The organism is Chondrinema litorale (genome assembly GCF_026250525.1).
GTDB lineage: Bacteria > Bacteroidota > Bacteroidia > Cytophagales > Flammeovirgaceae > Chondrinema > Chondrinema litorale.
The window spans coordinates 1-24,653 of sequence record NZ_CP111059.1 but is presented as its reverse complement, the minus strand read 5'-3'; the positions used below and the strand labels follow the sequence as shown (position 1 = coordinate 24,653).

The 24,653-nt window shown below is 36.1% G+C and carries 20 protein-coding genes; 6 read left to right on the top strand and 14 right to left on the bottom strand.

Going from position 1 to position 24,653, the window contains the following annotated elements; genetic code table 11:
- Positions 1–205 precede the first annotated feature (205 nt).
- The gene (locus OQ292_RS36495; RefSeq protein WP_284689213.1) at positions 206–3,892 is read left to right on the top strand and encodes a TIR domain-containing protein; all 3,687 of its coding nucleotides are present in this window, start codon (positions 206–208) and stop codon (positions 3,890–3,892) included.
- Positions 3,867–5,030, top strand: a complete 1,164-nt coding sequence (locus OQ292_RS36490; protein WP_284689212.1) for a hypothetical protein — start codon at positions 3,867–3,869, stop codon at positions 5,028–5,030. Before OQ292_RS36495 ends, OQ292_RS36490 begins: the two co-directional genes overlap by 26 nt.
- A 20-nt stretch (positions 5,031–5,050) precedes the next feature.
- On the opposite strand, the gene OQ292_RS36485 is transcribed toward OQ292_RS36490, so the two are convergent.
- Together OQ292_RS36485 and OQ292_RS36480 are read right to left on the bottom strand one after the other, a co-directional pair.
- On the bottom strand, positions 5,051–5,452 hold the full coding sequence (locus tag OQ292_RS36485; protein ID WP_284689211.1) for a hypothetical protein: 402 nt from the start codon (positions 5,450–5,452) through the stop codon (positions 5,051–5,053).
- Between the two features lie 16 nt (positions 5,453–5,468).
- Positions 5,469–5,954, bottom strand: a complete 486-nt coding sequence (locus OQ292_RS36480; protein ID WP_284689210.1) for a hypothetical protein — start codon at positions 5,952–5,954, stop codon at positions 5,469–5,471.
- A gap of 181 nt (positions 5,955–6,135) precedes the next feature.
- Between OQ292_RS36480 and OQ292_RS36475 the strand changes: the two genes are divergently transcribed.
- On the top strand, positions 6,136–7,035 hold the full coding sequence (locus tag OQ292_RS36475) for an EamA family transporter (protein WP_284689209.1): 900 nt from the start codon (positions 6,136–6,138) through the stop codon (positions 7,033–7,035).
- Between the two features lie 56 nt (positions 7,036–7,091).
- Here the strand turns inward: OQ292_RS36475 and OQ292_RS36470 are convergent, their stop codons facing one another.
- Entirely contained in the window at positions 7,092–7,559 is a 468-nt protein-coding gene (locus tag OQ292_RS36470; RefSeq protein ID WP_284689208.1) for a hypothetical protein, read from the bottom strand.
- Positions 7,560–7,742: 183 nt separating this feature from the next.
- Between OQ292_RS36470 and OQ292_RS36465 the strand changes: the two genes are divergently transcribed.
- On the top strand, positions 7,743–8,339 hold the full coding sequence (locus OQ292_RS36465) for a hypothetical protein (RefSeq protein WP_284689207.1): 597 nt from the start codon (positions 7,743–7,745) through the stop codon (positions 8,337–8,339).
- A 190-nt stretch (positions 8,340–8,529) separates the two neighbouring features.
- Here OQ292_RS36465 and OQ292_RS36460 read toward each other — a convergent pair whose 3' ends face one another.
- The 11 genes from OQ292_RS36460 to OQ292_RS36410 form a co-directional block, all read right to left on the bottom strand.
- Positions 8,530–9,051 carry a hypothetical protein gene (locus tag OQ292_RS36460; protein ID WP_284689206.1) on the bottom strand — a complete coding sequence of 174 codons (522 nt, stop codon included), beginning with the start codon at positions 9,049–9,051 and terminating at the stop codon, positions 8,530–8,532.
- Between the two features lie 159 nt (positions 9,052–9,210).
- Positions 9,211–10,854, bottom strand: coding sequence for an arylsulfatase (locus OQ292_RS36455; RefSeq protein WP_284689205.1), 1,644 nt, complete (start codon positions 10,852–10,854; stop codon positions 9,211–9,213).
- 39 nt (positions 10,855–10,893) lie between these two features.
- Positions 10,894–12,621, bottom strand: a complete 1,728-nt coding sequence (locus OQ292_RS36450; protein WP_431733810.1) for an arylsulfatase — start codon at positions 12,619–12,621, stop codon at positions 10,894–10,896.
- A gap of 107 nt (positions 12,622–12,728) precedes the next feature.
- A complete protein-coding gene (locus OQ292_RS36445; RefSeq protein WP_284689204.1) occupies positions 12,729–14,537 on the bottom strand; it encodes a glycoside hydrolase family 2 protein in 1,809 nt (602 codons plus the stop codon).
- Positions 14,538–14,790: 253 nt separating this feature from the next.
- Positions 14,791–16,245, bottom strand: coding sequence for a RagB/SusD family nutrient uptake outer membrane protein (locus tag OQ292_RS36440; protein WP_284689203.1), 1,455 nt, complete (start codon positions 16,243–16,245; stop codon positions 14,791–14,793).
- Between the two features lie 12 nt (positions 16,246–16,257).
- Entirely contained in the window at positions 16,258–19,545 is a 3,288-nt protein-coding gene (locus tag OQ292_RS36435) for a SusC/RagA family TonB-linked outer membrane protein (RefSeq protein WP_284689202.1), read from the bottom strand.
- A gap of 278 nt (positions 19,546–19,823) precedes the next feature.
- The gene (locus OQ292_RS36430) at positions 19,824–20,840 is read right to left on the bottom strand and encodes a FecR family protein (protein ID WP_284689201.1); all 1,017 of its coding nucleotides are present in this window, start codon (positions 20,838–20,840) and stop codon (positions 19,824–19,826) included.
- 95 nt (positions 20,841–20,935) lie between these two features.
- The gene (locus OQ292_RS36425) at positions 20,936–21,517 is read right to left on the bottom strand and encodes an RNA polymerase sigma-70 factor (RefSeq protein WP_284689200.1); all 582 of its coding nucleotides are present in this window, start codon (positions 21,515–21,517) and stop codon (positions 20,936–20,938) included.
- Positions 21,518–21,717: 200 nt separating this feature from the next.
- On the bottom strand, positions 21,718–22,233 hold the full coding sequence (locus OQ292_RS36420) for a GNAT family N-acetyltransferase (protein WP_284689199.1): 516 nt from the start codon (positions 22,231–22,233) through the stop codon (positions 21,718–21,720).
- A 90-nt stretch (positions 22,234–22,323) separates the two neighbouring features.
- Positions 22,324–23,136, bottom strand: a complete 813-nt coding sequence (locus OQ292_RS36415) for a haloacid dehalogenase type II (RefSeq protein WP_284689198.1) — start codon at positions 23,134–23,136, stop codon at positions 22,324–22,326.
- Positions 23,137–23,190: 54 nt separating this feature from the next.
- Positions 23,191–23,790 (bottom strand): TetR/AcrR family transcriptional regulator, encoded by a 600-nt coding sequence (locus tag OQ292_RS36410; protein WP_284689197.1) that lies wholly within the window; start codon positions 23,788–23,790, stop codon positions 23,191–23,193.
- Positions 23,791–24,025: 235 nt separating this feature from the next.
- On the opposite strand from OQ292_RS36410, the gene OQ292_RS36405 reads away from it, so the two are divergent.
- Complete coding sequence (locus OQ292_RS36405; protein ID WP_284689196.1) at positions 24,026–24,274, top strand: hypothetical protein; 249 nt, start codon at positions 24,026–24,028, stop codon at positions 24,272–24,274.
- A gap of 52 nt (positions 24,275–24,326) precedes the next feature.
- Positions 24,327–24,632, top strand: a complete 306-nt coding sequence (gene tnpA, locus OQ292_RS36400; protein WP_284689195.1) for an IS66 family insertion sequence element accessory protein TnpA — start codon at positions 24,327–24,329, stop codon at positions 24,630–24,632.
- The last annotated feature ends 21 nt before the right edge of the window (positions 24,633–24,653 follow it).

Genomic DNA, 24,653 nt, shown 5'->3' with positions numbered 1-24,653 from the left:
ACCAATAGCAATGTTTTAACAAAGTGAATTATACTATTACCAATTCTATATTTTAATCTCTAGCTCAATCTTCTGCGATAACTCCCCCCCTCCTGCGTTCTTTACAATAGATTATCAAAACAAATGTTACAATAAGGTAAAAAATATAATAAATCCAATAATCAATAGCGACCTTAAAAACCAAATAAAAGCCAAAGATCAACGCATGAAAACTACCTTAACAATAGATACTTACGATGCTTTTATATCATATGGCAGAAATGAAAGTAAGGCGTTGGCAATTCGATTAAAAAAGAAACTAGAAGAAAAAAATTATCGGGTTTGGTTAGATCAGGATGATATTGAATTGGGTGTAGACTTTCAAAAACGTATTGACTCTGGCATTGCCAAGTCTCATAATTTTATATATTTAATTGCCCCCCACGCAAACCGCTCAACATTTTGTAGAAAAGAAGTCGAACTAGCACTACATTATAGTAAGCGAATAATTCCCATTTTACATGTTGAGCGCAATCTAGACATATTACATCCAAAAGTTGCTGAACTGAACTGGTTGTACATGCGTGAGGCTGAAGATCAAAATATTCCATTAGAAAAATGGGAACCAATAGATGATTTTAAACATGGTGTAGAACAGCTTTCTACACTTATCGAAAAGGGAAAACAATTTGTTTTTGAGCATACAAGACTACTCAATCAAGCACTTTATTGGGAAGAAAATCAGCGTAGCCCACTCCATTTGCCAGTGGGTAAAGATCGCGATAAAGTAGAAAAATGGCTGCTATCAACACTTAGAGAAGAAGTACCTTGCCTACCTTCTGCATTGCATTGTGAGTATATTTCTGAAGCTCGCAAGAATGGAGAAAATATGATGACCGATGTTTTTATTGCTTACGACAATAAAGACAAAGCTTATCGCAAAAAAATCAATCATTCTTTAATGAGAAATGGCTTTACCACGTGGGTAGACCAGTCTGATATTAAAGTTGGAGACTCCTATGAAGACGCTATTTTCGAAGGTATTCAGCAAGCGAATAATCTCATCTTTTTAATTTCTCCACACTCTGTCAAGTCAGAGTTTTGTTTAAGAGAATTAGACCATGCACTTTCATTTAATAAAAGGGTAATTCCTTTAATGGTAGAGCTAGTAGAAGACTATGAAATTCCTGATAGCATCAGGTATATTCAGCATATCAACTTTACCAATAATGATGAAAACAGAAAGCTGAGATCTACCAAAGACAAAACGGATTACGAAAAAGACATTGATGAGCTAATCGCTCAGCTAAGAGAAGATGAAAATTACATTCTTAAACACAAACAGTTTTTAGTGCAAGCAGTCCGCTGGCAAAGTCTAGATTGTACAGATAGTATTTTGCTACGTGGCTTTAATCTCGAAGAAGCAGAAGGTTGGCTAAAAGCTGGTTTAAGAAGAGGGGAACACTTACCTACCCAATTACATCAAGATTTTATAGCTGCAAGTAAGGCTAAAGTTGGCCAGCTAAAAACTGAGGTTTTTATATCTTATTCGAGAAAAGATGCTGATTTTGCCAGAAGACTTAATAACAAACTGCAAGTGTATGGCAAAACTACTTGGTTCGACCAAGAGAGTATTGCTGATGGAAGTGACTTCGAAAAAGAGATTTTAAATGGTATTGAAAGCTCAGATAACTTTCTATTTATTATTTCACCAGATTCTATCGAGTCTGAATTTTGTGAGCGAGAAGTTTTATTTGCTTCTGAATTAAATAAAAGATTTATACCTGTTGTTTGGCGTAAAACAGATGAAACAAAGATTCCTGAATCTTTGAAAAAAGTGCAGTGGATAGATTTCGAAGGAAAGGACTTTGAAGCCACTTTTGGCAAATTGGTTTTTACGCTAGATACAGATAGAGAATACGTACAAAGCCATACCAAATGGCAACGAAGAGCTTCTGAATGGGCAGAAAGAGAAAAGAGTGAGGATTTATTATTAAGAGGAAAGGAATTAGACGTTGCGCGTGCGTGGTTAGAATCGGCACAAGAAGAAAAGAAACAGCCTGCTCCTACTGGCTTACATCAGCACTATATTCATGCGAGTGAAGATGCCAAGTTAGTGCTTCTTAAAAAAGAAGACGAGCGTAAAAAAGAAATGGATCGTATTCTTCAAGAAAAGAGAGAGGAGGAAATTAAGCGATTAGAAAAAGAAAGGGCTTCCAGAAAACAACGTAGACTTATTTACTTACTGCTTTTCTTGTTCTTAGCCACTGTTGGGCTTAGTATTTTGGCATACTTTAAAAGTGCAGAAGCGGCTAAAGAAGCAGCACTAGCAGAAAAAGCCGCAATTGAAGCAAAACTGCAAAAAGAAGAAGCCGAGCGGCAAAAAATAGAAGCAGAAAAACAACGTGCAGAAGCTGAAAGGCAAAGACTTGAAGCCGAGCGGCAAAAAGTGAAAGTCGATTCAGCATTAGATATAGCTTTGCAGCAATTTATGCGAGCTGAATATGAAAAAGAAGAATCAGATTCTTTAAGAAAACTAGCTGAAGTAAAGCGACAAGAAGCCGAAATCCTTAAAGACAGAGCCAATAAAAACAGTAAAGAGGCAATGGCACAAAAACGACTTGCCGAAAAAAATGCGCAAGAAGCCGAAGACTATGCAAAGCGGTTAAATGATGTTTCGGAAGCGCTGTCGTTAGTTTCGTATATGGCAGAGAAGAGTTTGGCAGTAGACGACCCCACTACAAAAAGTTTGATAGCACTGCATGCTAGAAAAATCCATCGAGATTACCAAGGTCCGAAATTCGACCCTGATATTTATAATGCATTGTATGATGCGACAAAAGCTATTAAAGAATTAGAATACAATGTATTTACTGTGTTTGATGATCGCACAACCATTTCGAGTTTAAAAACGATAGATAATCAATGTTTTATAACTGGCTATAATGGTGAAATGGGCATCTGGGAATGGGATACCACAAACAACATTTTGGGTAAGAATAAAAAGTCTGTTTATACCAGACCAACCTTATTTAGTGCTAAAACAAAGTCGGCTAAGATTACTAAGAAGTTTTTCAACGATGCATTAACTGTTTCTCCAGATAGAGCATGGGCGGCATTCGCCAATGAAGATGAAAACAGTGTTTATTTATATCAGCTCTCAAAAAATAAAGAAACAAAGTTACTAGCACATGCTTCTGCAGTAACTAGTGTTGCTTTTTCTTATTCGAGTCAAAAACTGTATTCAGCCTCTTTAGATGGAAAAATATATGAGTGGGATGTAGCAAGTAAAACTTCTAAACTTTTACTGGAACACAGCCAAGGTATTAGGGCTTTAGGAACACTACCAAATGGAGACGTACTTTTTCTAGATGCAAAAGGGAAACTATATGCAAAGTCTCCTTTAGAGAATAAGAAAGCTAAAATGCTTTACTCAGACCTGTTATCTGATATAGGCACCAGCTTAACAGTTAATAATGAGGGTAATCTAGTGGCAGCAGGTTTTGCAAGTGGTAAGATTGTACTCTTAGATTTTGAAAAAGCAAACGAAGGAATACACTACCTCTATGGCCATAAAGGAGTGGTAAAAGACATTACTTTTTCTGATGATGGACAGTTTTTAGCGTCAGTGAGTTTAGATGGAAAAGTGTTGCTGCGCCATTTGTCTTCACTAGATAACAAACCCCGCGAGATGCACGACGATTTTAGTTTTTCTCAATCAATTGCCTTTACACCAAATAGCCAGTATCTGCTTGTAAGTAACCAGTCTAAGCTAAGGGCATACCCTGTAGATATGGATATGATGGCAGAAAATCTATGTGAGCAATTGAACAGAAAAACTTTCACGAAAGATGAATGGCAAAAATTCGGCTTAAAGATGTTAGATTATGAAACAATCAAAATTTGTGAATAAAGTAAACTGTAATAGCAGCTTTTGTTTGTGGGTGTTGTTAAGCCTTTTGCTTTTTAGCAGCAAACTTATAGCACAAAACCAAAGTAGTGTGCAAGCCTATGAGCAAGCACAATTTGACTACCAGAATGGTAAAGTATTTAAAGTGCTAAAGCTGGAAAATCACATCGATAATCTACCAAATTATTTAAGAGATGATGCCTATTATCTACTGTTTAGCAGCTATGTGCAGACTCAGCAAGATAGTATGGCCTATGCCTCTATGCAAAAGCTTTTACAAGAAAACCCAGATATAGACCCGACCAACGAGGATGAAAAATTTCGATATTACTACCAAATGTTTAGAGCTACTCCGCGTGAAATTGGAGTAACAGTTGGGCAAAATTTGCACAAAGCAAAAACCAATGTATCTAAAAATAACAAAGGCTTTAGCATAGCCTTGGTACACAACCAATACTTAAATCAAAGACTGATTTTATTTAAGAACCTTATCTACACTGAAAGACATCAAACACTTAGGTTAAGAACAGGCAAATACAATATACCGGGTACTTATATTGGACAAGATAATATTGACCAAACATTAGCCGATACATATGGAGTAGCTGCTAAAAATTACCCAACAGATATTTATCATCTATCGGGCGATACCTACCCTACCTTTTTAGAGTTTGCGTCGGGTATACAATGGAATATAATTTCTAAAAACCGTTTTCAATTATTTATTAAAGGTGGCTTGGCAGTTAACTACTTAATTGAAAACACATTTGACAATGGTGAAATCTACGAATGGCAAATTGAATACACCGATAATAATGGTCAATTGGAGCCTTCTTTCCCTTTAGAGAGTCCTACCTCAGTTGCAGAAGCCCAAGATGCAGAACATGCTAAGCTATTTAATATCCACTACTTGGCAGGTGCAGGAATACGATATAAAATTAATGATGGTGTAATATTTTTAGAAGGCCGTTGGCAGCAAAGTATTTTACCACAAGAGGTCACATTTAGTAGCGACTCCGACAATTTCGATGAGATTCTCAACCAGTTTAACAAGCAAACACTCACGTTTCAAACCAGAACGCTTACATTCTCATTCGGCTATCTGTTTTCTATACAACACTTTAGTAAGTTGAAGAAGTAAAGGTTTTAATAATTAGGTTACTATCCACAATTAATCTCTATCCCATAATTAAATATGGCATTTTCTTTAATCGTTATCCACAATTCTATTAAATCAGAATCTTCTGTATATTCATTATTTTCACATCTGTTCCCTATAAAATAAAGAAAGTATTCTGTAGTGTTGCCAGAGTCATGATAATTCGGAGTACTGAATATTTCTAATAAACATTGTTTTGACATCCCCTTTAACTCATCTCCATCCATAAATATGGACAAATATTTTAATCTTAATTCCTTACATCCAATAGTATCTTGTTGCCATTCAATAGCTAGTGAATCTGATAAATTATAATTTTTGAAACAGTCTGAATGAGTTTGAGCAAAAACATCGAGTGAAAAAGCTAATGTAAACCAAAACAGAAAATAAAATTTGTAAATCATAACTCTTACATAAAAGTTAACTTCTTGAGCTAAACTGTTTAAAGGTTTTATATCCGCTATAAATTAGTATCAAACTTAAAACTAATAGAAAAATGCTCAATATGTTTTCTATTAAACCAAATGGTGATTCTATGGGCTCTTCAATATAATTTTGATTCAAAGGAGGAAAACCAACGCCGCCAGAAAGTTCCTCCATTGATGTAACAAACATTTTTAAGTTGAAAACTGAGAGCATTAGTAAAAGGAGTGAAGCTAAAAAAATTAAATCTATAGTTAAGTCGGAGTAATTACTTTTTAATACTCTTATAAAATACACTCCAAACATCAAAAACACTCCGATCGGAATAGCGACATATAAATTATTGATAACATAATATGCATCATGAATTTGTATAGAAATTGATGAATTTAAGCTAAAAACATCTTTGTCAAGAATCACTGCAATCAGTATTAATACGAATGTAATTGTACTCGCTAACCAGATTATTTCTTGTTTGTTCAATTTTGATACTTTATGTGTTTTAAATTTAATAGCACAACCACTTTCTTCCTCAAATATTTTTATCTTAAATCTATTCTATTTAATCTTATAAAAAGATAAAATATATCTCAACTTCTGGAACTAAATAGGCACAAAAGCAGTATTGTATTTTTTACTTACTGACTTACTGGCACTTTATGCTATGGAAAATCAAAAACACTACCTCGCTGCTATTGGCGCCTTTGTTTTATGGGGAGTTTTTGCCATCCCCTTAAGAACACTAAAAGACTTTAGTCCTGGAGAAATTCTGTACTTTAGAATCTTTTTTTCAGCACTCTTTCTCACCATCTTTTTACTTAGTTTTAAAAGATCTTCTATAAAACAAGACTGGTATTACTTTAAAAGTCTTGAAAAGAAGAAGCGAATGAGTGTGGTTTGGTTAACACTCTTTGGAGGTATTTTGCTTACGCTTAACTGGCTCATTTTTATACACATTGTAAATAACATCAATGTGAAAACAGCCTCTTTTACCTACTTAATGTGTCCGGTAATTACAGCAGTTTTAGGAGTCGCCATTCTTAAAGAACACCTCAATAAGATGCAATGGCTAGCTGTTTTTATATGTATTATTAGCTGTGCTTTAATAGGTATGAGTTCTTTCGAAGAACTGAGCTATAGTTTTATTACAGCTTTAACTTATGCTTTGTACCTAATTACACAAAGAAAAAATCAAGGGTTTGATAGAATGGTGATGTTAGCTATTCAGATATATTTCTCACTATTTATTCTATCCTTAAGTATTAATCTGTTGCTAGATAGTGCTCCGGCTTCTTTTACATTTTATGGAACAATCTCAGCAATTGCCATTCTGTTTACCATATTGCCATTGTTCTTAAACTTATATGCACTAAATAAAGTGAACTCAACCACTGTGGGTATTTTACTTTACATCAACCCATTAATGAATTTTATGTTGGCGTTCACTTTCTTTAATGAAGAGCTCAATATCCAACAGTTAGTAGGTTACTCAATCATTTTTGTGGGTTTATTCCTATTCAATTTTAAACATATCAGAAAATTACAAACCCGATTTGCCAGATAGCAATTAGGTTTTTAAAACATAAAAAGAAAGCTTAATCGGTAATGGTTAAGCTTTTTTTAATCGTAGAATGGAACATTGTCTAAAACTGATAAGATTAATTTCTCATCTCGAAAGTTTAAGTTTATCAAATTCATATTGCTGATTTCCATAAGGGCAAGCTTACCATTGTTTATTCTCACACCAAGCTGTTTTACATTTGGCAATTTGCCCAAAGTATAATGTGCTGCATAGCCAGATTGATCTTCTGTGGAAATTGTATCCTTAATTACCTGATCGCCATTTATATAGACGCTTAGCAAATCATTTTTAAAGCCGACTTCTACAAATAAATAAAGTGAATCTTTGGCAAATAGGCTGTTAATATGCTCAGATTTACTTCTGTTTGAATAATCTGAATAGTTGATTTCAACATCATATTTAACACGATCATCCATTTGGTTTAATCCATTTTTTTCGTGTTGGCAATGAGTAAGGAAACTTGCCAAAAGTATAATTACAAACTTGAAATGAAGTAATTTTTTCATGAATGCATTTTCAATTTATTTATCTTCTCTGAATGTAGCTAATAGAAAAATATGCCGATTTCTATCTAAAAAGCCACATAATAAACATTTTTCTCTGCGTTGAGAATGGGACTCAATAACAGTAATTACTACAAAAAAATAAGTGTTTAGTAAAATCTTTCTACCCCCATAAATTATTTTAAAATGAAAAAGATAGCACTTACTCTTTTGTCAGCTCTTACTCTTCTAGCTTGTTCAGATAAAAAGATGCCTGAATCTACTGATACACAAAGCTTAGAAGTGCACAATGCAAATAGTGTGAGTTCATTGGAGAAAACTGAGTCAACTCAATCAAATGAAACAGCTCCTTCAGCTGATAATTTTATACTAGATAATTTACTTGAGTTTGATTCTGAAGAAGAGTTAAAGCAAAAATACGGAGATAATGTAGTAGGTGAAGTTGAATCTAACCCAGATAGTGATTACCATTTTACAATACTATTTCCTGATACAAAAAACCAAGTGAATATTTATTGGGCAGATGAGGCGACTAAAACCACATTGTCTCACATTCTAATTACTGAGAAGGGCACAGATTGGAAAACCACAGAAGGAATTACCATTGGTACAGGTGTAAAAGAGCTTGAAAAATTAAATGAAAAGCCATTTTCTTTTTCTGGATTAGACGGCTATTATCCGGGAAAAATAGATTGGCAAGAAGGCTATTTTTCTAAAAAGAAAATGAGTGGTAGTTTAGAATATCCAACGAAGATGTTCCAGACGAATTTGCCGGTCTATTAGGTGAAGACATGATAGAAAGCTCTTCAGACTTAGCTCAAAAAGCAGATTTAACCCTACGACTTATTGAAATTTAGAAGTAAGTAGCAGCCTTATAATAAAAGAATCATTTAAATTATAGGACTACCCCTCTAAATCTCAGGACGTAACTAGCGTATGTACGGCCCTAATAGTTAATTAATCATAAACATAATTATGGAATTGGTTTTATAGTAACAATTTCACCAAAACTCTTTATCCATTTAATAGTTACTTTACCCTCTTTATCAATGGTTCTATACTTTTGTAATTCTCCTTGTTCCGAATCTGGATAATCAAAATATATCACCAAGTTATTCCTAATAAAAACTGCCTCATTTATTAAACCTGAATACCTATCTTTAACAAAGAATTTATATTTCCTCTTACCTGTTTTTTCCCAATTAGAAACAATTGCCCCATTATTATTTTCAATCCAATTAACTGCTTGTATACTATCAATATTTAAAAGACAAATACTTCTATTAAATATATGGTCATCTATAAAATCATATTCAATTATTCCTCCTCCTTCAATTTTAATACTTTTAGATATGGTATTGAGAGAATCAATTTTCTTAAACCCCTTATTAACTAGATCATTAATTGAGATATTTAATGGAGGGGTCAATATATTATTATCATTTAAATCTGTATTCTTTTTACAAGAACAAATAATTATTATTAATAGTAACACAAAGTTTATTTTGATTAGACATTCTTTCATCTCATTAATTTTCTTAAGCCAAAATTTCCCTCAAATCTAAAAAATTCAGTAATTGAAAAAACAAAACACCTCCAAATTGAAGGTGTTTTAGAAAATACACGATATGTAAAAACGCTATCGCGATAAACTCTACTTACTACTCAGAATATCAATAATTTCGTTCCAAGGTTTTACTTTGTTTGCACTTGCCCATTCTTGCCACATGGCTTGCATTTCATTTACTTTATCTGGTATCTGTGCAGCTAGATCGTGTTGCTCAGAACGGTCTGCATCTATGTCGTACAATTCCCAATGGTTACTGTCTTTATCTTTCCATTTCATTACCAATTTATATTTGCCTAGCCTTACCGCTTTGTTGCCTTCGTGTTCCCAAAAGATAGGTTTTTCGTGAATGTTGGCTTTTGCTCCTTTTATTATTGGCAATAGACTTTCCCCTTGCATGGGTGGAATATTAGAATTTTGGCTGTAAGTAGCTCCGCTTAAGTCTACCAATGTCGCCATAATATCTGGTAAAAAGCCATATTGTTTCACCTTGCTACCTTGCTTGGCTTGATCGATTCCCGCAGGCCAGTGCACGATGAGCGGAGTAGAAATTCCACCTTCGTGTATGTAATGCTTGTATTCTCTAAAAGGTGTGTTAGAAGCATTTGCCCAACTTTGTCCATAGGTTAAGAAAAAGCCCTCTCTCGTTTCTAACAAATCTGCCGAACCCCCACCGAGCATCCCACCTTCTGCACAAGCACCATTATCATCTAAAAATATAATGAGTGTGTTATCCAGCTTATTTGTTTCTTTTAAGTAGTTAATCAGTTTGCCTACATTCTGGTCCATCCGATCAATTTGAGCGGCATAAATTGCCATGCGCAAAGCCATTTCTTCTCGCTTTTCTTTAGGCAAGCTTTCCCACTCTTTACCATCTTGCGGACTCAATTCCCACTGGCTATCTATTAGCCCTAATTCTTGCTGGCGCTTGTAACGCGCTTCTCTCAGTTTCGCCCAACCTTCCAGATATTTATTTCTGTACTTATCGATTTCTTCTTTGGGTGCTTGTATAGGCCAGTGCGGCGATGTATATGCCAGATACAAAAAGAAAGGTGCTTCTTTGGTTTCGCCAATAAAATCTATCGCCTTTTTAGTAAATGCATCGGTGGTATAGAATTGCTCATCACTAATTTCTATTTGCTCATTTTGTTCTGTAATCCCTCTCGGATGCACCGGTTTAAAGTAATTACTCGCTCCGCTTAGTATACCATAATACTTATCAAAACCTCTTTGTAACGGCCATTGCGTGCTGTCTTCCATGCCTAAATGCCACTTGCCAGACATAAGTGTAGTATAACCCGCATCGCCCAAAACCTCAGCAATGGTTCTGGTATTTTGATTCAAAGAACCCTGATACTCTGCGAAACCATAGTTGTGCCCAGTGGGATTTCCCGGTGGGTTGGTCATGTGCCCAATACCTGCTTGATGCGGATAAAGTCCAGTAAGCAAAGATGCTCTTGTAGGGCAACATCTGGCTGTATTATAGAACTGGGTAAACTGTAAGCCATTTTTTGCCAAATAATCTAGGTTGGGCGTGTTAATTTCTCCACCATAGCAACCCAGATCGGAATAACCCATATCATCAGACATAATCAATATAATGTTGGGCTTTTCTGCTTTGCTCTCGCTTTCTGGTAAATTGGAAGATTGACAGGCTCCAGCCATCAATACAATGGATAAGTATCGGATTAGCTGAAACCTGTATTTATGTATAGTAGTTAAGATTGTCACAATTTCAATTTTTCATTTTCTATTTACTGCTTTAATTATTTATGGCTTTGGAAGCACATGGTTTGCCATTGCCCAATCTTGCCACATACTATCTAGCTCTTGTACCACTTCTGGATGTTGTTCTGAAACATCATTCGTCTCAGATCTATCTCCATCAATTTCGTACAATGCCCATGGTGTATTTCCATCTAGTTTCACGAGTTTCCATTCTGGAGTTCTCACATAACGGCCTCCTTCGTGCTCGTTAAATAATACTGGATGCCCATCTCTTTGCTTGCCTTCGAAAACCGCTTTTAAGCTTTTACCTTGCAATGGTGTAATCTGATTCCCATTAAATGTACTTGGATATGCTGCTTCTCCTACATCTGCAAAAGTTGCCATAAAATCCATTACATGACCAATTTGTGTAGAAATGCTTCCTTTCTCGGCAGTAATTCCTTTTGGCCAGTGAGCAATCATAGGTGTGTGAATTCCACCTTCGTAAGATTCCATTTTCCAATAGCTAAATGGGGTGTTGGCTACATTTGCCCAACGCTGTCCGATTGAGGCAAAACTAGTTTGAGGGCCAGGCATCACATCTTTGTTCACCGGATAAGCTATTTCTTCTCCATCTCTAGTCTGACCAGGTCTATCGAAACCAGGACCATAACGCATACAATCTTCTGGGCTAGCTCCATTATCACTTAAGAAAACAATCAATGTATTATCCATCTCTCCTGTTTCTTGAAGGGTTTTAATAATTCTGCCAATACCTTGATCCATTCTATCGATCATAGCTGCGTGTACTGCCATTGCTCTGGCATCCCATTCTTTATCTGGGTTATCGTCCCAAGCCAAATCATTTTTCCAACGTGGAGTTAATTTATATTTTGTTGAATCTAAAATGCCGTTATTCACCAACCTCTTGTAGCGAGATTCACGAATTACATCCCAACCCACTTTGTAGGTTTCCTCATACTTGGCAATGTCTTCTGGCAAAGCATGTAATGGCCAGTGAGGTGCAGTATGCGCTACATATAAAAAGAATGGCTTATCTTCTTTGCTAAATTCTTTGATGTATGCCGAAGCAGTATCGTTAATCGCATCTGTGTGGTAATAGTTTTCTGGAACTTCAGTAACAGGCTCAGTACCATTTACCAAGCTAAATGGATCGAAGAAATCCACCACACCCCAAATGTTTCCATAGTATTTTTCGAAACCTCTATTTACCGGATATTGATCTAAAGGCGAAAATTTAGGATGAGAAGTCTGGTGATTTAGCCAAGCCATTTGCTTCTCAGGAGTATCTTGCACCACGGTGTTAGATACGTGCCATTTGCCCACCATACCTGTGTGGTAACCTGATTCTTTAAGCACCTCAGCCAATGTTACAGATGTTTCTACCAAGTGACCTCTGTAACCATCTTTGCCAGTCTCAGTAGTCATATGCCCAATACCTGCTTGATGGTTATACAAACCAGTTAACAAGGAGGCTCTTGTCGGGCAGCATCTAGAAGTATTATAAAACTGGGTAAATCTTAAACCGTTTCCAGCTAACCAGTCTAAGTTAGGAGTTTCAATTTCGCCACCATAGCAGCCCAAATCTGAAAAGCCTAAATCATCTGCCATTATTAAAATGATATTAGGTCTTTCTGAAACTTCTTCTGCGGTAGTTTTTTGTTCTTCCTTGTTACAAGAGAACAATAACATTCCAATCAACATAGTGGCAACTTTTAGCACAAATGGCTTGGCAACACTACTTGATGTAAATTTGCTAATGATTGTCATTACTTATTTTATAATTATAGGTTTGAATTTGGAATTAGCTGTATAGAAGTAAAGAAAGCAGGCTGTACTTCAAACCAAATATAAAGACAACCTGCTTCTAATTATTCTTATTCGTTGATGGAGTTAATCACTGCTTCATTTGCTTTCTTCACTTTTGCTTCGTCTATTTTGATCACTTTTCTATCATAAGTCATCAAACCGTTTACTTCTACTTCAACGTCTGTTGTTTGAGTATAAATGGCAGCAGAAAAACCAGATTTTGCTAAATTTTCTAATTGCTTCGCATATTTTACATATTCTTTAGTCACCTCTTCCGAGTTTTTAAACTGAACATAGCCCCAGTTTCTATCTGGAACCCATAAGTGGTCGTCTAAAGCCAAACCGATACCACCATACTCGCCTAAAACAGTGGCTCTTTGCGCATCATACAAATACATTTCTGGTGCAGGGTAGTTATGTAAGTCAAGCATGTCACCCACACGGAAATGGTTACCACCACTAGCAGGGTTTACCAATCTTGAAGGATCATAATCTTTCGTCCATTTTACAATCTCTTCAGTTTTAAACTGTCCCCAACCTTCGTTAAATGGCACCCAGCAAACTATACTCGGGTAAGAATAGAAAGCATCCATAATTTCTTTCCACTCTGTGCGGTAGATCGCCTCAGATGCTGCTGTTCTTTGCAATTCATTCCCATCAAAATATTTTCTATTTTGCCAAATTGGAAAAGCATCGCCATTAGGCATATCTTGCCATACCAAAATGCCTAATTTATCACAGTGGGTATACCATCTAGCAGGCTCTACTTTTACGTGTTTACGAATCATGTTAAAGCCAAAATCTTTGGTCTTTTTGATGTCGTAAGCCAAAGCTTCATCAGTTGGTGCTGTGTATAAACCATCTGGCCACCAACCCTGATCAAGCGGGCCAAATTGGAAATAGTCTTTGTTGTTTAATTGCAGCCTTACAATGCCTTTATCATCGCGTTTGGTAGAAATTTTACGCATAGCAAAATAGCTTTTTACCATGTCAGTCACTTTGCCATTGCTGATGAGTGAAATTTCTAAGTCGTATAAATTAGGAGATTCCGGACTCCATAGTTTAGGTTCTTTTAAAGTAATTGCCGCTTCTTGTCCTAATGCCACTTTTTCTGTGGTAAGCACTGTTGCTCCATCTTTAACCTTTATCTCAATTAAATCGCCATATTCTTCGTCGGTAGTTTCGAATGAGAAAAACACAGTGTTTTGGTCGATGTCTGGAGTAGTTTTGATGTAAGCAATTGACTTCTCAGCAACTGGCTCAATCCATACAGTTTGCCAGATTCCGGTAACTGGTGTATACCAAATACCTTCAGGCTTTTTAACTTGTTTGCCTCTTGGCTGTGGTCCCTGATCTGATGGATCCCAAACTTTTACCACTAACTTCTGAGAACCAGAATTTAAGAAAGGAGTAATGTTAAATGAGAAAGGTGAATAACCACCTTCGTGCGTGCCTATTTTTACATCGTTTAGCCAAACTTCTGCTCTCCAATCTACAGCACCAAAGTGTAATAAAACATCTTTTTTTGCCCATGCTCTAGGCACAGTAAAAGTTCTGCTATACCATAGTTCGTTTTCTTTGTCTACTCTTTTTTGCACACCAGAAAGGCTCGATTCCACTGCAAATGGCACTAAGATTTTACCATCGAAGCTAGCTGGTTTTTGTAAACCTTTTTCTTGTATGGCATAATCCCACAAACCGTTTAAGTTCATCCAATCGCTACGCTCCATAATCGGTCTCGGATATTCACCTAATACATTATTTACATCGATCTCTTCAGCCCATTTTGTTTTAATTTTATCACCCGCTGGCTGCCATTGTGCATTGGCTAGCAAGCTGAATAATAATGCCGTTAGTAACAAAAAGTTTTTCTTCATCGTTGTTTTGCAATTTTGTTTGTACATCATTCTTCGTATACTTTTTCTTGTAGAAATTCAAGAATCTGCACAACTTACTAAGTTGATTTTTAGTTCATTAACCAATTTAACTATCTCATTCGTCAACCATTCTTTTATGCATCTGAAATAAGAAAAAATATATCCGTCTATTTAGCTGGATTTTCTTTATCTACCTTACCTCATTAAAAAAGAGCAGTACTGAATTTATAACCAGTACTGTTCTTTTCAACTTTTAATACCCATCGTTTTGCACCAACATCGGATTTGCATCTAATGCAGATTGCGGAATTGGGAATAATTTGTGTGTTTCTTTTGCATTGGTAACTCCTCTTTCTATCGCAGAAGAAATGAAAGTTCCCATTCTAATCTGGTCTTCTCTTCTTAAACCTTCTGAGTAAAACTCCCAGCCTCTTTCATCTAACAAGTGCATTCTTAATGCTTCGGTACTTCCAAAATCACTCAATACGATATCTTCCAAACCTGCTCGCTCTCTCACTTGGTTTATTAAATCAATAGATTCTTGGTTAGGACCATTTAGCTCGTTTAGCGCTTCTGCTCTGGAAAGTAAAATGTCTGAATAACGAATTGCAGCAACATCATTTCCATGCTCATTACCTGTGCCATTTGGATCTGGCCAATACTTGAATGACCTCGTATTATTGGCATCTAGCAAAGAAACTGTTTCACCACCACCATTGATGTAAGAATCTACAATGAGATTTTTTCTAAGATCGCCTTCCTCGAAAGTATTATAAAAATTGTCGTACAAACGATACTGTGCAGCCCAGTTTCTCCAAGAAGTTTGGAAAGTTAAACCCGTTGCCGGATGACTTGCAAAACCCGGAGGAAATGCGCCATTCATATAGTTGCAACCGGGGCCACCAGCAATTTGCGGATAGCTAAGAATAAACTCCGTATTTACTTCATTTTCTACTCTAAATAATTGCTCGATATCTGGGTATAGTGCATAACTCCCCATATCCATTACCTCTTTTGCCATATCGGCTGCTTTTTGCCATTGCTTGGTATTGAGGTAAAATTTAGTCAGTACTGAACGTGCAGCTCCTTTAGTAGCTCTTCCGCCCCATTCTTCGCTGCCCGGTTCTGGTAGACCAGAAATAGAAGCCAACAATTCAGATTCAATATATTCCTGCATTTCTGTATCTGTAGCTCTTGGGAGTTCCAAATCGTCTTCGGTACTTTTTCTTAGCGGCACTGGACCAAACCATGAGTACATATAATTATAAGAAAGTGCTCGTAAAAATCTGGCTTCGGCTAAATACAGTGTTCTGCTATCTTCTGGAATTTCTGAACCCTCTAGGTTTTCAATTACGATGTTGGCATTTCTCACTCCTCTGTAAGGCTTTTGCCACATATCTCCATACATCCAACCTACTGTCGGGTCCCAAGTGAAACCAATCATTAACACAGCGGTGAGGTTTTCACCGCCACCAGTTTCCCACTCAATATCTGTACACCACTCTAAAATATTTCTAACACTATGGTGCGAATATCCATTGAGATATGCCTGAGAATAAGAGGAGAATAAAACAGACCGCACACCTTCGTCTGTAGTAAGAAAGTTTTCGGGTGCTAATTGAGAATATACTTTTTCTTCCAATACGTCTTCACAAGAGAACATCATCAATATCAGAAGTATCAAATTATATTTTAATATCTTTTTCATATTTCAGATCATTTAGAAGCTAAGTTTTACACCAAGAAGAACTGATTTTGCTGTTGGATAAGCATTGTAATCTATCCTACTTACCGCATTACCATTGGTATTGATTGCCGGATCGATACCGCTATAATCTGTAATGGTGAACAGGTTACTCGCAGTTAGATAAACTGATGCATTACTAATAGAATCGATCAGTTTTGGTAGGTGATAGCTTAGCGTTACGGTTTTTAGACGGATGTAAGAGGCATCTTCAATGGTATATGAATTTGCCTGTTTGGTACCCTGACCTCCCGGATTGATAAAGGAAGGATATTTATTTGAAGGATTATCTTCTGTCCATCTGTTTAAATAAGGTTCTGCAATTTTGTTTCTTCTAAAGTTGATAGGGAAATAAGTATCTACCAAGTTTTGATTGAGCATACTTACACCATTTACACCTTCGAAGAAAATCATTAAACCAAAGTTTTTGTATTCGAGTGTATTGCCAAAAGACCATGTTAAATCTGGGAATGAGTTTCCTAGAATTACTCTGTCGTCTGCGTTTACGGTACCATCTTCGTTTACATCTCTGTATTTTAAATCTCCCGGAGCTACATTATCTGTAGTTACACTAAAGTCATCATCATTTTGCCAAACACCATCAACTTGATAGCCATAGAAAGATCTCAAAGTCTCACCTTCTTCTGAAAGGAAAAATCCTCCTGTAAAACCAGCACTACCTTCAATAATCTGATCGATACCACCCAAATCCATTACCTCATTTCTTATAGTCGCCAGATTAATTGTTGAAGTCCAGTTGAACTCTCCTTCTATGTTCACAGTGTTTAAGGTAAACTCTACGCCTTTGTTTTTAATGCTACCTATATTAGTAAGCTGCGTAGTAAAACCTGTAGAGGTTGGTACTGGCAAATTGATAAGCATATCAAAGGTATTTTTCTCGAAGTATTCCAAAGAACCATAAACCCTTTCTTCTAAGAAGCCAAAATCTAATCCGATATCCCACTGCTCTGTAGTTTCCCATTTTAAATTAGGATTGGCTATTCTTGTTGGTGCAGTAGTAGATATTTTGGTAGAAGCCCCACCTACATTAAACACGGCTGTTCCTCCAGCAGCAAAGGTGGTTATTGATTGATAGTTACCAATTTCTTGATTACCAGTTTGCCCCCAGCTTGCACGTAACTTCATGGTACTAATGGCATCAACGGTTTCTAAAAATGGCTCTTCTTTCATCTTCCAAGCAAAAGCTGCTGATGGGAAATAACCATATTTACTATTGTTACCAAAACGAGAAGACCCATCAATTCTCAATGTAGCAGTTAAAAGATATTTATCTTTCCAAGCGTAATTTGCTCTACCCATATAAGAAAGTAATTGATAGCCAGCTCTGCTACTCCCGATTACATAAAGTGTTGGGTCTCCTAAACCAATATTGTCTGTTCCGGTAACATCAGAAGGGAATGATCTGCCTTCGGTATAAGTACCATTATAGAAAAACCTTTGTGTAGTAACACCGGCAAGCGCAGTTATACTGTGTTCTCCAAATTTCTTACTGTAAGTAGTTGTTGCTTCAACCAGATAATTAGATCGGTTTTCATTAAAGATGTTGGCTATACCTCCATTAGCATTTCCATCTACCGTTGTACGATCGATGTACACATCTTTTCGCTGATTGGTTACATCTGTACCCAAGTTCAATTTGAAAGATAGAGAAGGTAACAATTGATATTTAGCATATGCGATGCCCATTGTTCTAAAACTTTTTACAAAAGAGGATTTGCCATTTGCCAATGCCAACGGATTATCTAAACTATGGAAAGGTGATAATGTATAATTACCATCTTCATCGTAAGGTTGTAATGTAGGATCGAAGTTGTAAGCAGCATATAATGCTCCATTATCCATGTTTACACCATAAGACTGTGCAGGTACAAGGTCATTAATACTGAATGTGGTATTAAGATTTACTCCCACTTCTAACTTGTCTGTGATTTTAGAATCTACATTCATTCTTGCTCCGTAGCGCTCAAAAGATGAGCTAATCACCACACCTTCTTGATTAAAGTAATTTAATGCTGCATAGTAACTCGTTTTTTCATTACCACCAGATAAAGAAAGGTTGTGATTTTGAACAGGGGCATTATCTCTGAGTAATAGGTCTTGCCAATCTGTACCGCCATTGTCAATACCGGTTACAGCCTCTTCTGCCGAACCTCCACCATCTTCTACCAACTCAGTTAATACATTATAATATTCATCTGCGTTGAGTACATCCAATTTGCCCAATACATTTTGCACACCCACATAACCATCGTAATTGACCCGCATTCTATCAGATTTACCTTTTTTAGTGGTAATTAAAATTACTCCATTGGCACCACGAGAACCGTAAATTGCCGTTGCCGAAGCATCTTTTAGAATTTCGATAGACTCAATGTCATTAGGGTTCAATGCGCTTAGTGGATTTGCAGGAGATCGTGAAGAAGGAAATGAACCTGAACCAGTTGTTAAAGCGGCATTATTAATAGGTAATCCATCAATCACATATAAAGGAGCAGTGCCTGCTGTAAAAGAACTCGCCCCGCGAATACTGATAGACACACCACCACCGGGCTCAGAACTGTTTTGTACTACACTCACACCGGCTGCTCTACCTTTCAGTAATTCATCTACTGAGGTATTTACCCCTTGATTAATTTTATCTGATTTAAGAGAAACCACAGAACCAGTTAAGTCACTTTTCTTTACAGTACCATAACCAACCACTACAATTTCTTCTAACTGCTCTAAGTTTGGAGCAAGCGTTATGTTGATAACACTTTGAGCTCCCACAGCAATTTCTTGCGTATCAAAACCTATGTAACTGTACTGTAAGATTGCATCTGATGGGGCTGTAAGCGAATACTTACCATCAATATTGGTAGTTGTACCATTGGCAGTACCTTTAATAAGTATACTTACTCCCGGCAAAGGATTGTTATCTTCAGACGAAACAACCACACCAGAAATAGCTACTTGAGCAACCTCTCCTTCCTCAATCGTTTCTTGAAGATTTGGGGTTAAAATTGTTTTTTTACTGATGTATATTTTATCATTTACACGCTTAAATGCCAAATTTGCCTCTTTAGAAACTTCGCGAAGAATGTTTCCAAGAGAGCTTTTGCTCACTCTTATATTAAGTCTGGTTTCTTTGTCCAGCGCTTTGGTGAAGTAAGCAAATTCAAATTCTGTTTGCGCTTCTATATGATCAAAAAGATCTTCTAGCGTAGTATTTTTCAGATTTACTGAAACATAAATTTCCTCCACACTTTTGGATTGGCTCTTTCCAGGGCTCGCAATCAATACAGATAGCGTAACGCACTGTATCATAAAGCAATATAGCACGGATTTCGACATAATGATGATTTGTCTAAGTAGTTTCCATTTCATATTTTTACTAAGTTTACGAGTTAAACATAAGCCCTGAAAGGCAGATGATCGCGACAAAATCTGCCTTCAGGGTATTTTTGTGATTAAGTAATAATTAGATAATAGTATATTAGCTGCTGTTCATATTCTTCGATATTAAATTCTTCAAAAACACCTCATTTATTGCTTAAAAAAACTTTCTTTCCTTCTATCTTAAAATTAAATTTCCCTGAATAAGCAATTCCATTTAATACAGTTTCTAAACTCTCATTTTGGTATTGTGCTGTAAAAGTACCTACCTGCTTTCGGCGGATTTTTTCATCTTGAACAGTAAATTCTACCCCGTACCACTTCTCTAAACTGCTTAATACTTCATCAAAAGTGGATTTATTAAAAATGAGCTTTCCGTCTTTCCAACCGAATATTTCTTCTCTGTTAAAACCTGTTTTTACAAAGGCAGTATCTTTTAAAGTAGCCATTTCGTCTGGTGTGAGATTGACCTCTGCTGTTTCGTTTTTTACATTCACTTTCCCTGTCAATACAGCAATCTGTACTTTGTTATCTGATGGATATGCATGCACATTAAATGAGGTTCCAAGAACGGTAGTTTCCACTTCGCCGGTAATTACCTTAAAAGGTTTGCTTGGCATTTTGGCTATATCAAAAAATGATTCGCCTTCCAGGTAGATAATTCTGGTATCCGATTCTAAAAAGTTTTCTGCAAACTTTACCTTGCTGCCTGCATTCACTTTAATCTTAGAACCATCGGGTAAAGTGAGAGAAAGTTTCTCTCCAAATGCCGTTGATCTACTAATCCATTTTACTTCTGCTATTTTTTGCTCATCACTAACTTTGGATTTATAAGTAAATACCAACCAGCCCAAGAGTAGCAAAGTGACTACCGCGGCTACTCTCCAATACGGATTCGATTTTTGAATTGGGAATTCTCTTACAACAGTTTTGCGAGGCTTAGGAATATCTACTTTCGTAGCAATGTTGGTCCAGATTTTTTGACTATCAGTATCGATTACAGTTTCCTTATTGCTCGTCTCCTGATACAATTGTACAATTATATCGTCTAATTCATTTTCATAACCTTGCTCTGCCAGCCAATTTTGTAACTCAATCGACTCAGCTTCATTCGCCTGATTATAAAAATACTTTCTTAGTAGATTTGCTATACGAGCGTCCATTTTCTTATTTACTGTAATACTTACTGCTGTATTAATAAATACACAGGAATTGGAAGCACACCCAACCTCCGATAGTAATTTTTTTCAAAAAAAATTTAGAGGGAAATAAAAAGCAGAATAAGCGGGAGTATAATATCTGTATGCGCTTGTAGGTAAGCCCTAATTGTACTTAGTGCCAAGGCCATTTGTTTCTCAACATATTGAGTAGAAACATTAAGGTGGCCAGCAATTTCTTTATTGGTTAATCCTTGGTTTTTTCTGAGTAAAAAAATCTCTTTCCTTTTTGGTGGAAGTTTATCTATGGCATGCTCAGAAATTTGGGTAAGCTCACTATAAATCAGTTGGTCTTCTGCCAAACAATTTCGCCAAGCATCATTTTCATGGATATCTACCATTTGTAGCTCTTTGGCTTTTGACCTTAACTTATTAAGTACTACCCTTTTTGCTACCACAAACAAAAAACCATTAATCGGTAATTCCGGATTAAGTTTTTCTCTGTTTTCCCAAACCCTAATAAAAATATCTTGTACGGCTTCTTCTGCATCTTCTTTTGATTTGAGCATGCCGAAAGAAAAGTTAACCAGCCTTATCCAGTTATTTTGATAAAGTTTTTCAAGTGCAGCAAAGTCACCTTCTTTAATTCGGATAGCAATATCTTTGTTGTTTAAGGTCTGCATTTGTTATGGAATAAGGACAACACAATTTAGAAATAATTTACTGCATGTAAAAATCTCGTATGCTGGATGTTAAAATGCTGCTAGTAAATTTATAACTGAAAAAGAGTATTGAATAAAAATTGACTTTGGTTTTTATGATTTGTAATCTTAGCATCAGATTCTAAAATAGTTTTGTTTTTACATTTTTCCAACATTTCTTCCTAATCTGATTCCCAATTATATCGATTTAGCATGTAAACAGCACACTTGTCTTCATCAAATGTGCGATGCTCTAAAAATTTAAATCCGATTTTTTCATAGAAGCGAATCGCTCTTGCATTGCTTTCTAAAGGGTCTATAAGAATCGCTGTAACTGATGGATTTTCGAAACATTTGGCGATGGCTTGTCGCATCATTTCTGTGCCATAGCCTTTTCCCAAATTTTCTTTTTCACCTATCCAAATGTCAATAGCTCGCTGATTTGGAGCCACATTTCCCCAATAGTATGAGTCTTCTTTTTCAGGGTCTATAATTTGTACAAAGCCAATAGGTTTGCCATTTAGCTCAGCAATAAGCTGCTCTCGCCAAGGTGGATTTCTTTGTAATTCTGTCTCCCACTCCCAATCGTCATTTGGGTCTGCATCTATTACATGTTGTTGCCTATCCCAGTGATTAAGCAATTCTAGATCGTTCATATTCGCAGCCCTCAACCTGATTGTCGCACTTTCATTTTCCATATTTTTAGATTACTGATGATATAAAACTAAAAAAGCCAGCAATTAAATTACTGACTTTTTATATGAGAAGTACTAGCCGTATTAATTATGTTATTCTACCAAAGCAATTAGCTTATTTGCGATAATCGATAAATCGTCTTCCACTAGCTCAGGTCTTGGTGCCAACGGATATAATTGCTGCCCCGGCCTGCTGATAAAAGCAGTTCGCCAACCTGCCCAAGCTGCTCCTGCAACATCCCAACCATGTGCGGCAATAAGCATACTTTCTTCTGGGAGTACACCCACTTTTCGCGTTGCCCAGTTGTATGTATCTGCATGTGGTTTGTATTTGCCAATCTCTTCTACAGTAAGCATTTCATCAAACAAATCGATAATGCCCGCATTGGTAAATTGCGCTTTCACAACCTGAGGAGGAGAATTAGTAAGCGAGACTAAAGTGAAACCTTGTTGTTTTAATAATTGTAGTGCTGCCTTTACTTCTGGATGTGGTGGTAATGATTTAATCGGAGAAATTGCCTTTTTTGCTTCCTCTTCTGTAATTTCTTTTCCATTATTCTTGGCGATCATCATTAAAGCTGCTGCACCTATTTCGCCAAAGTTGTTGTATTTATTGGCTACTGTGTTTACTAATGAATATTGTAGCATCGTAGTAAACCAAAGCTGTAGAAGCTCTTTGTTACCTTGTAAAACCTGATTTACACTGGCTTTCAATGGAGCTAAATCGAGCAAGGTTTCATTCACATCAAAAAACAATACTTTGGGTCTTATACTGGTGTCAGTAATTGGTTTTTTCATGGTTTCAAAATTTTCAGCTTTTAATAATGTAGTTGATAATAGTCCTGTACTACCTAGTGCTAAGCTTTTTCTAACAAAATTTCTTCTTGTGTTTTGTTCTTTTTTCATCTGGTTAAAATCTAACAAAAACATTCTAGTTAGTATGTTTTTGTGCAAAAAAATTTATTTAAGTTGATTAATATAATTTCCTACTCCTAAAAGATATTCTTCCAATATCTGATCGTCTTGATAAAGCTTTCTAATTCCTCGAATTCCTTCAAAAGCACTAATCAGGTAAATGGCTACAGCGGCGCTATCCACTTCGGGTTTAATGCTACCTGTACTTATTCCATTTTCAATTACTTTGATAATGGCTTGTTTCCAATCGTCTATAATTTTTCGAAGAGCGAGTTGGTAGCCTAATTCACTATCTCCTATTTCGTTGATGAGGTTATTTGCCGGGCAACCCGCTTGTTTTTCTTCCATCGAAAAAGACTTGATTTTAGAAGTAAAAACATGCTTGAGTAGCTCAACAGGTTCTTGGTTTGAATCCAGAGGTTTTATCATTCCATTAAGAATTCTGGTTTGCACCCGCTGGCTAATTACTGCTAAACCTATATCTTGCTTATTTTTAAAATGATGATAAAATGCACCCTTAGAGAGCTTCGTCGCATGCATTATTTTATCTATACTGGTGGATTTAAAACCATTTTTATAAAACAAGTTAAATGCCTTGTCGATGATCAACTGCTGTGTAAGTTCCGATTTAATTTCTTGTTTCATAAAGCAAATATATAAAATCATTCTGATTAGTATGTTTTTAATGAGTTTTTTAGATACTTATTCGTTTACTCATATATTAATCTGAATTTTTACATCAGCTATGCTAAATACAAATAATATTTTAACATTCACCCTCTGCATTTTAGCTATACTTCAAGCACCCATTTTTTACTATTATACATCTGGACCTGTCGGAATGCTACTGATTAGTATTTACATATTAATGGCTTTAATAATGACTATTACTCTAATTAAAGCTCTTAAAATAGTACGTTCTACTTTTCAATTAGTAGGATTAATTTTTTCGATTTTAGTAGGTTCTTCATCATTGTTTTTTGGAGAAAGGTTCATCGAAAAATTTGACTGGAGGTTTTACAAAAATGAAAGGCAAGAAATTGTCAATCGAGTATTAAAAGAAGAACACAAAGAGAACATAGTTCATTTAGATTACTTTCTACCAATTTCAAATGTATCCCTCCCATAAACCAGCCTATTACATTAGATGGTAATTGCTTTACTTAGCTGAAAAAGTAATTATGTACACCTCCAAAGAAATGTTTCCCGTAGTTGAAGACTGGTTGTCTAGCGGATCGACTCAAAAAGCTTACAGCCTACAACATAATTTACCACTTCATATCTTGCCTTACTGGGTGTCTCGTTACAAAAAACTAAAATCGGAATCAGCTCCAAAAGAAAAATCAGCAAAGTTTATTGCTGTAAACTATGAAAAACCAATGCTTCAAGGCGTAGAAATAGAATTCCCCAATGGCATCATCCTCCGTTTTTCTCAAGCTGTATCTGCCAGTTATTTGCAACAAGTCTTGAAGGTATGTTCGGATTAAATTCCCAACAACGCTTCTTTT

Bases quoted from the DNA above. Each gene is read 5' to 3' on its own strand.
- OQ292_RS36495 (WP_284689213.1), top strand. From the start codon at position 206: ATGAAAACTACCTTAACAATAGATACTTACGATGCTTTTATATCATAT.
- OQ292_RS36490 (WP_284689212.1), top strand. From the start codon at position 3,867: ATGAAACAATCAAAATTTGTGAATAAAGTAAACTGTAATAGCAGCTTT.
- OQ292_RS36485 (WP_284689211.1), bottom strand. From the start codon at position 5,452: ATGATTTACAAATTTTATTTTCTGTTTTGGTTTACATTAGCTTTTTCA.
- OQ292_RS36475 (WP_284689209.1), top strand. From the start codon at position 6,136: ATGGAAAATCAAAAACACTACCTCGCTGCTATTGGCGCCTTTGTTTTA.
- OQ292_RS36470 (WP_284689208.1), bottom strand. From the start codon at position 7,559: ATGAAAAAATTACTTCATTTCAAGTTTGTAATTATACTTTTGGCAAGT.
- OQ292_RS36465 (WP_284689207.1), top strand. From the start codon at position 7,743: ATGAAAAAGATAGCACTTACTCTTTTGTCAGCTCTTACTCTTCTAGCT.
- OQ292_RS36450 (WP_431733810.1), bottom strand. From the start codon at position 12,621: ATGACAATCATTAGCAAATTTACATCAAGTAGTGTTGCCAAGCCATTT.
- OQ292_RS36445 (WP_284689204.1), bottom strand. From the start codon at position 14,537: ATGAAGAAAAACTTTTTGTTACTAACGGCATTATTATTCAGCTTGCTA.
- OQ292_RS36440 (WP_284689203.1), bottom strand. From the start codon at position 16,245: ATGAAAAAGATATTAAAATATAATTTGATACTTCTGATATTGATGATG.
- OQ292_RS36430 (WP_284689201.1), bottom strand. From the start codon at position 20,840: ATGGACGCTCGTATAGCAAATCTACTAAGAAAGTATTTTTATAATCAG.
- OQ292_RS36425 (WP_284689200.1), bottom strand. From the start codon at position 21,517: ATGCAGACCTTAAACAACAAAGATATTGCTATCCGAATTAAAGAAGGT.
- OQ292_RS36420 (WP_284689199.1), bottom strand. From the start codon at position 22,233: ATGGAAAATGAAAGTGCGACAATCAGGTTGAGGGCTGCGAATATGAAC.
- OQ292_RS36415 (WP_284689198.1), bottom strand. From the start codon at position 23,136: ATGAAAAAAGAACAAAACACAAGAAGAAATTTTGTTAGAAAAAGCTTA.
- OQ292_RS36410 (WP_284689197.1), bottom strand. From the start codon at position 23,790: ATGAAACAAGAAATTAAATCGGAACTTACACAGCAGTTGATCATCGAC.
- OQ292_RS36405 (WP_284689196.1), top strand. From the start codon at position 24,026: ATGACTATTACTCTAATTAAAGCTCTTAAAATAGTACGTTCTACTTTT.
- tnpA (WP_284689195.1), top strand. From the start codon at position 24,327: ATGTACACCTCCAAAGAAATGTTTCCCGTAGTTGAAGACTGGTTGTCT.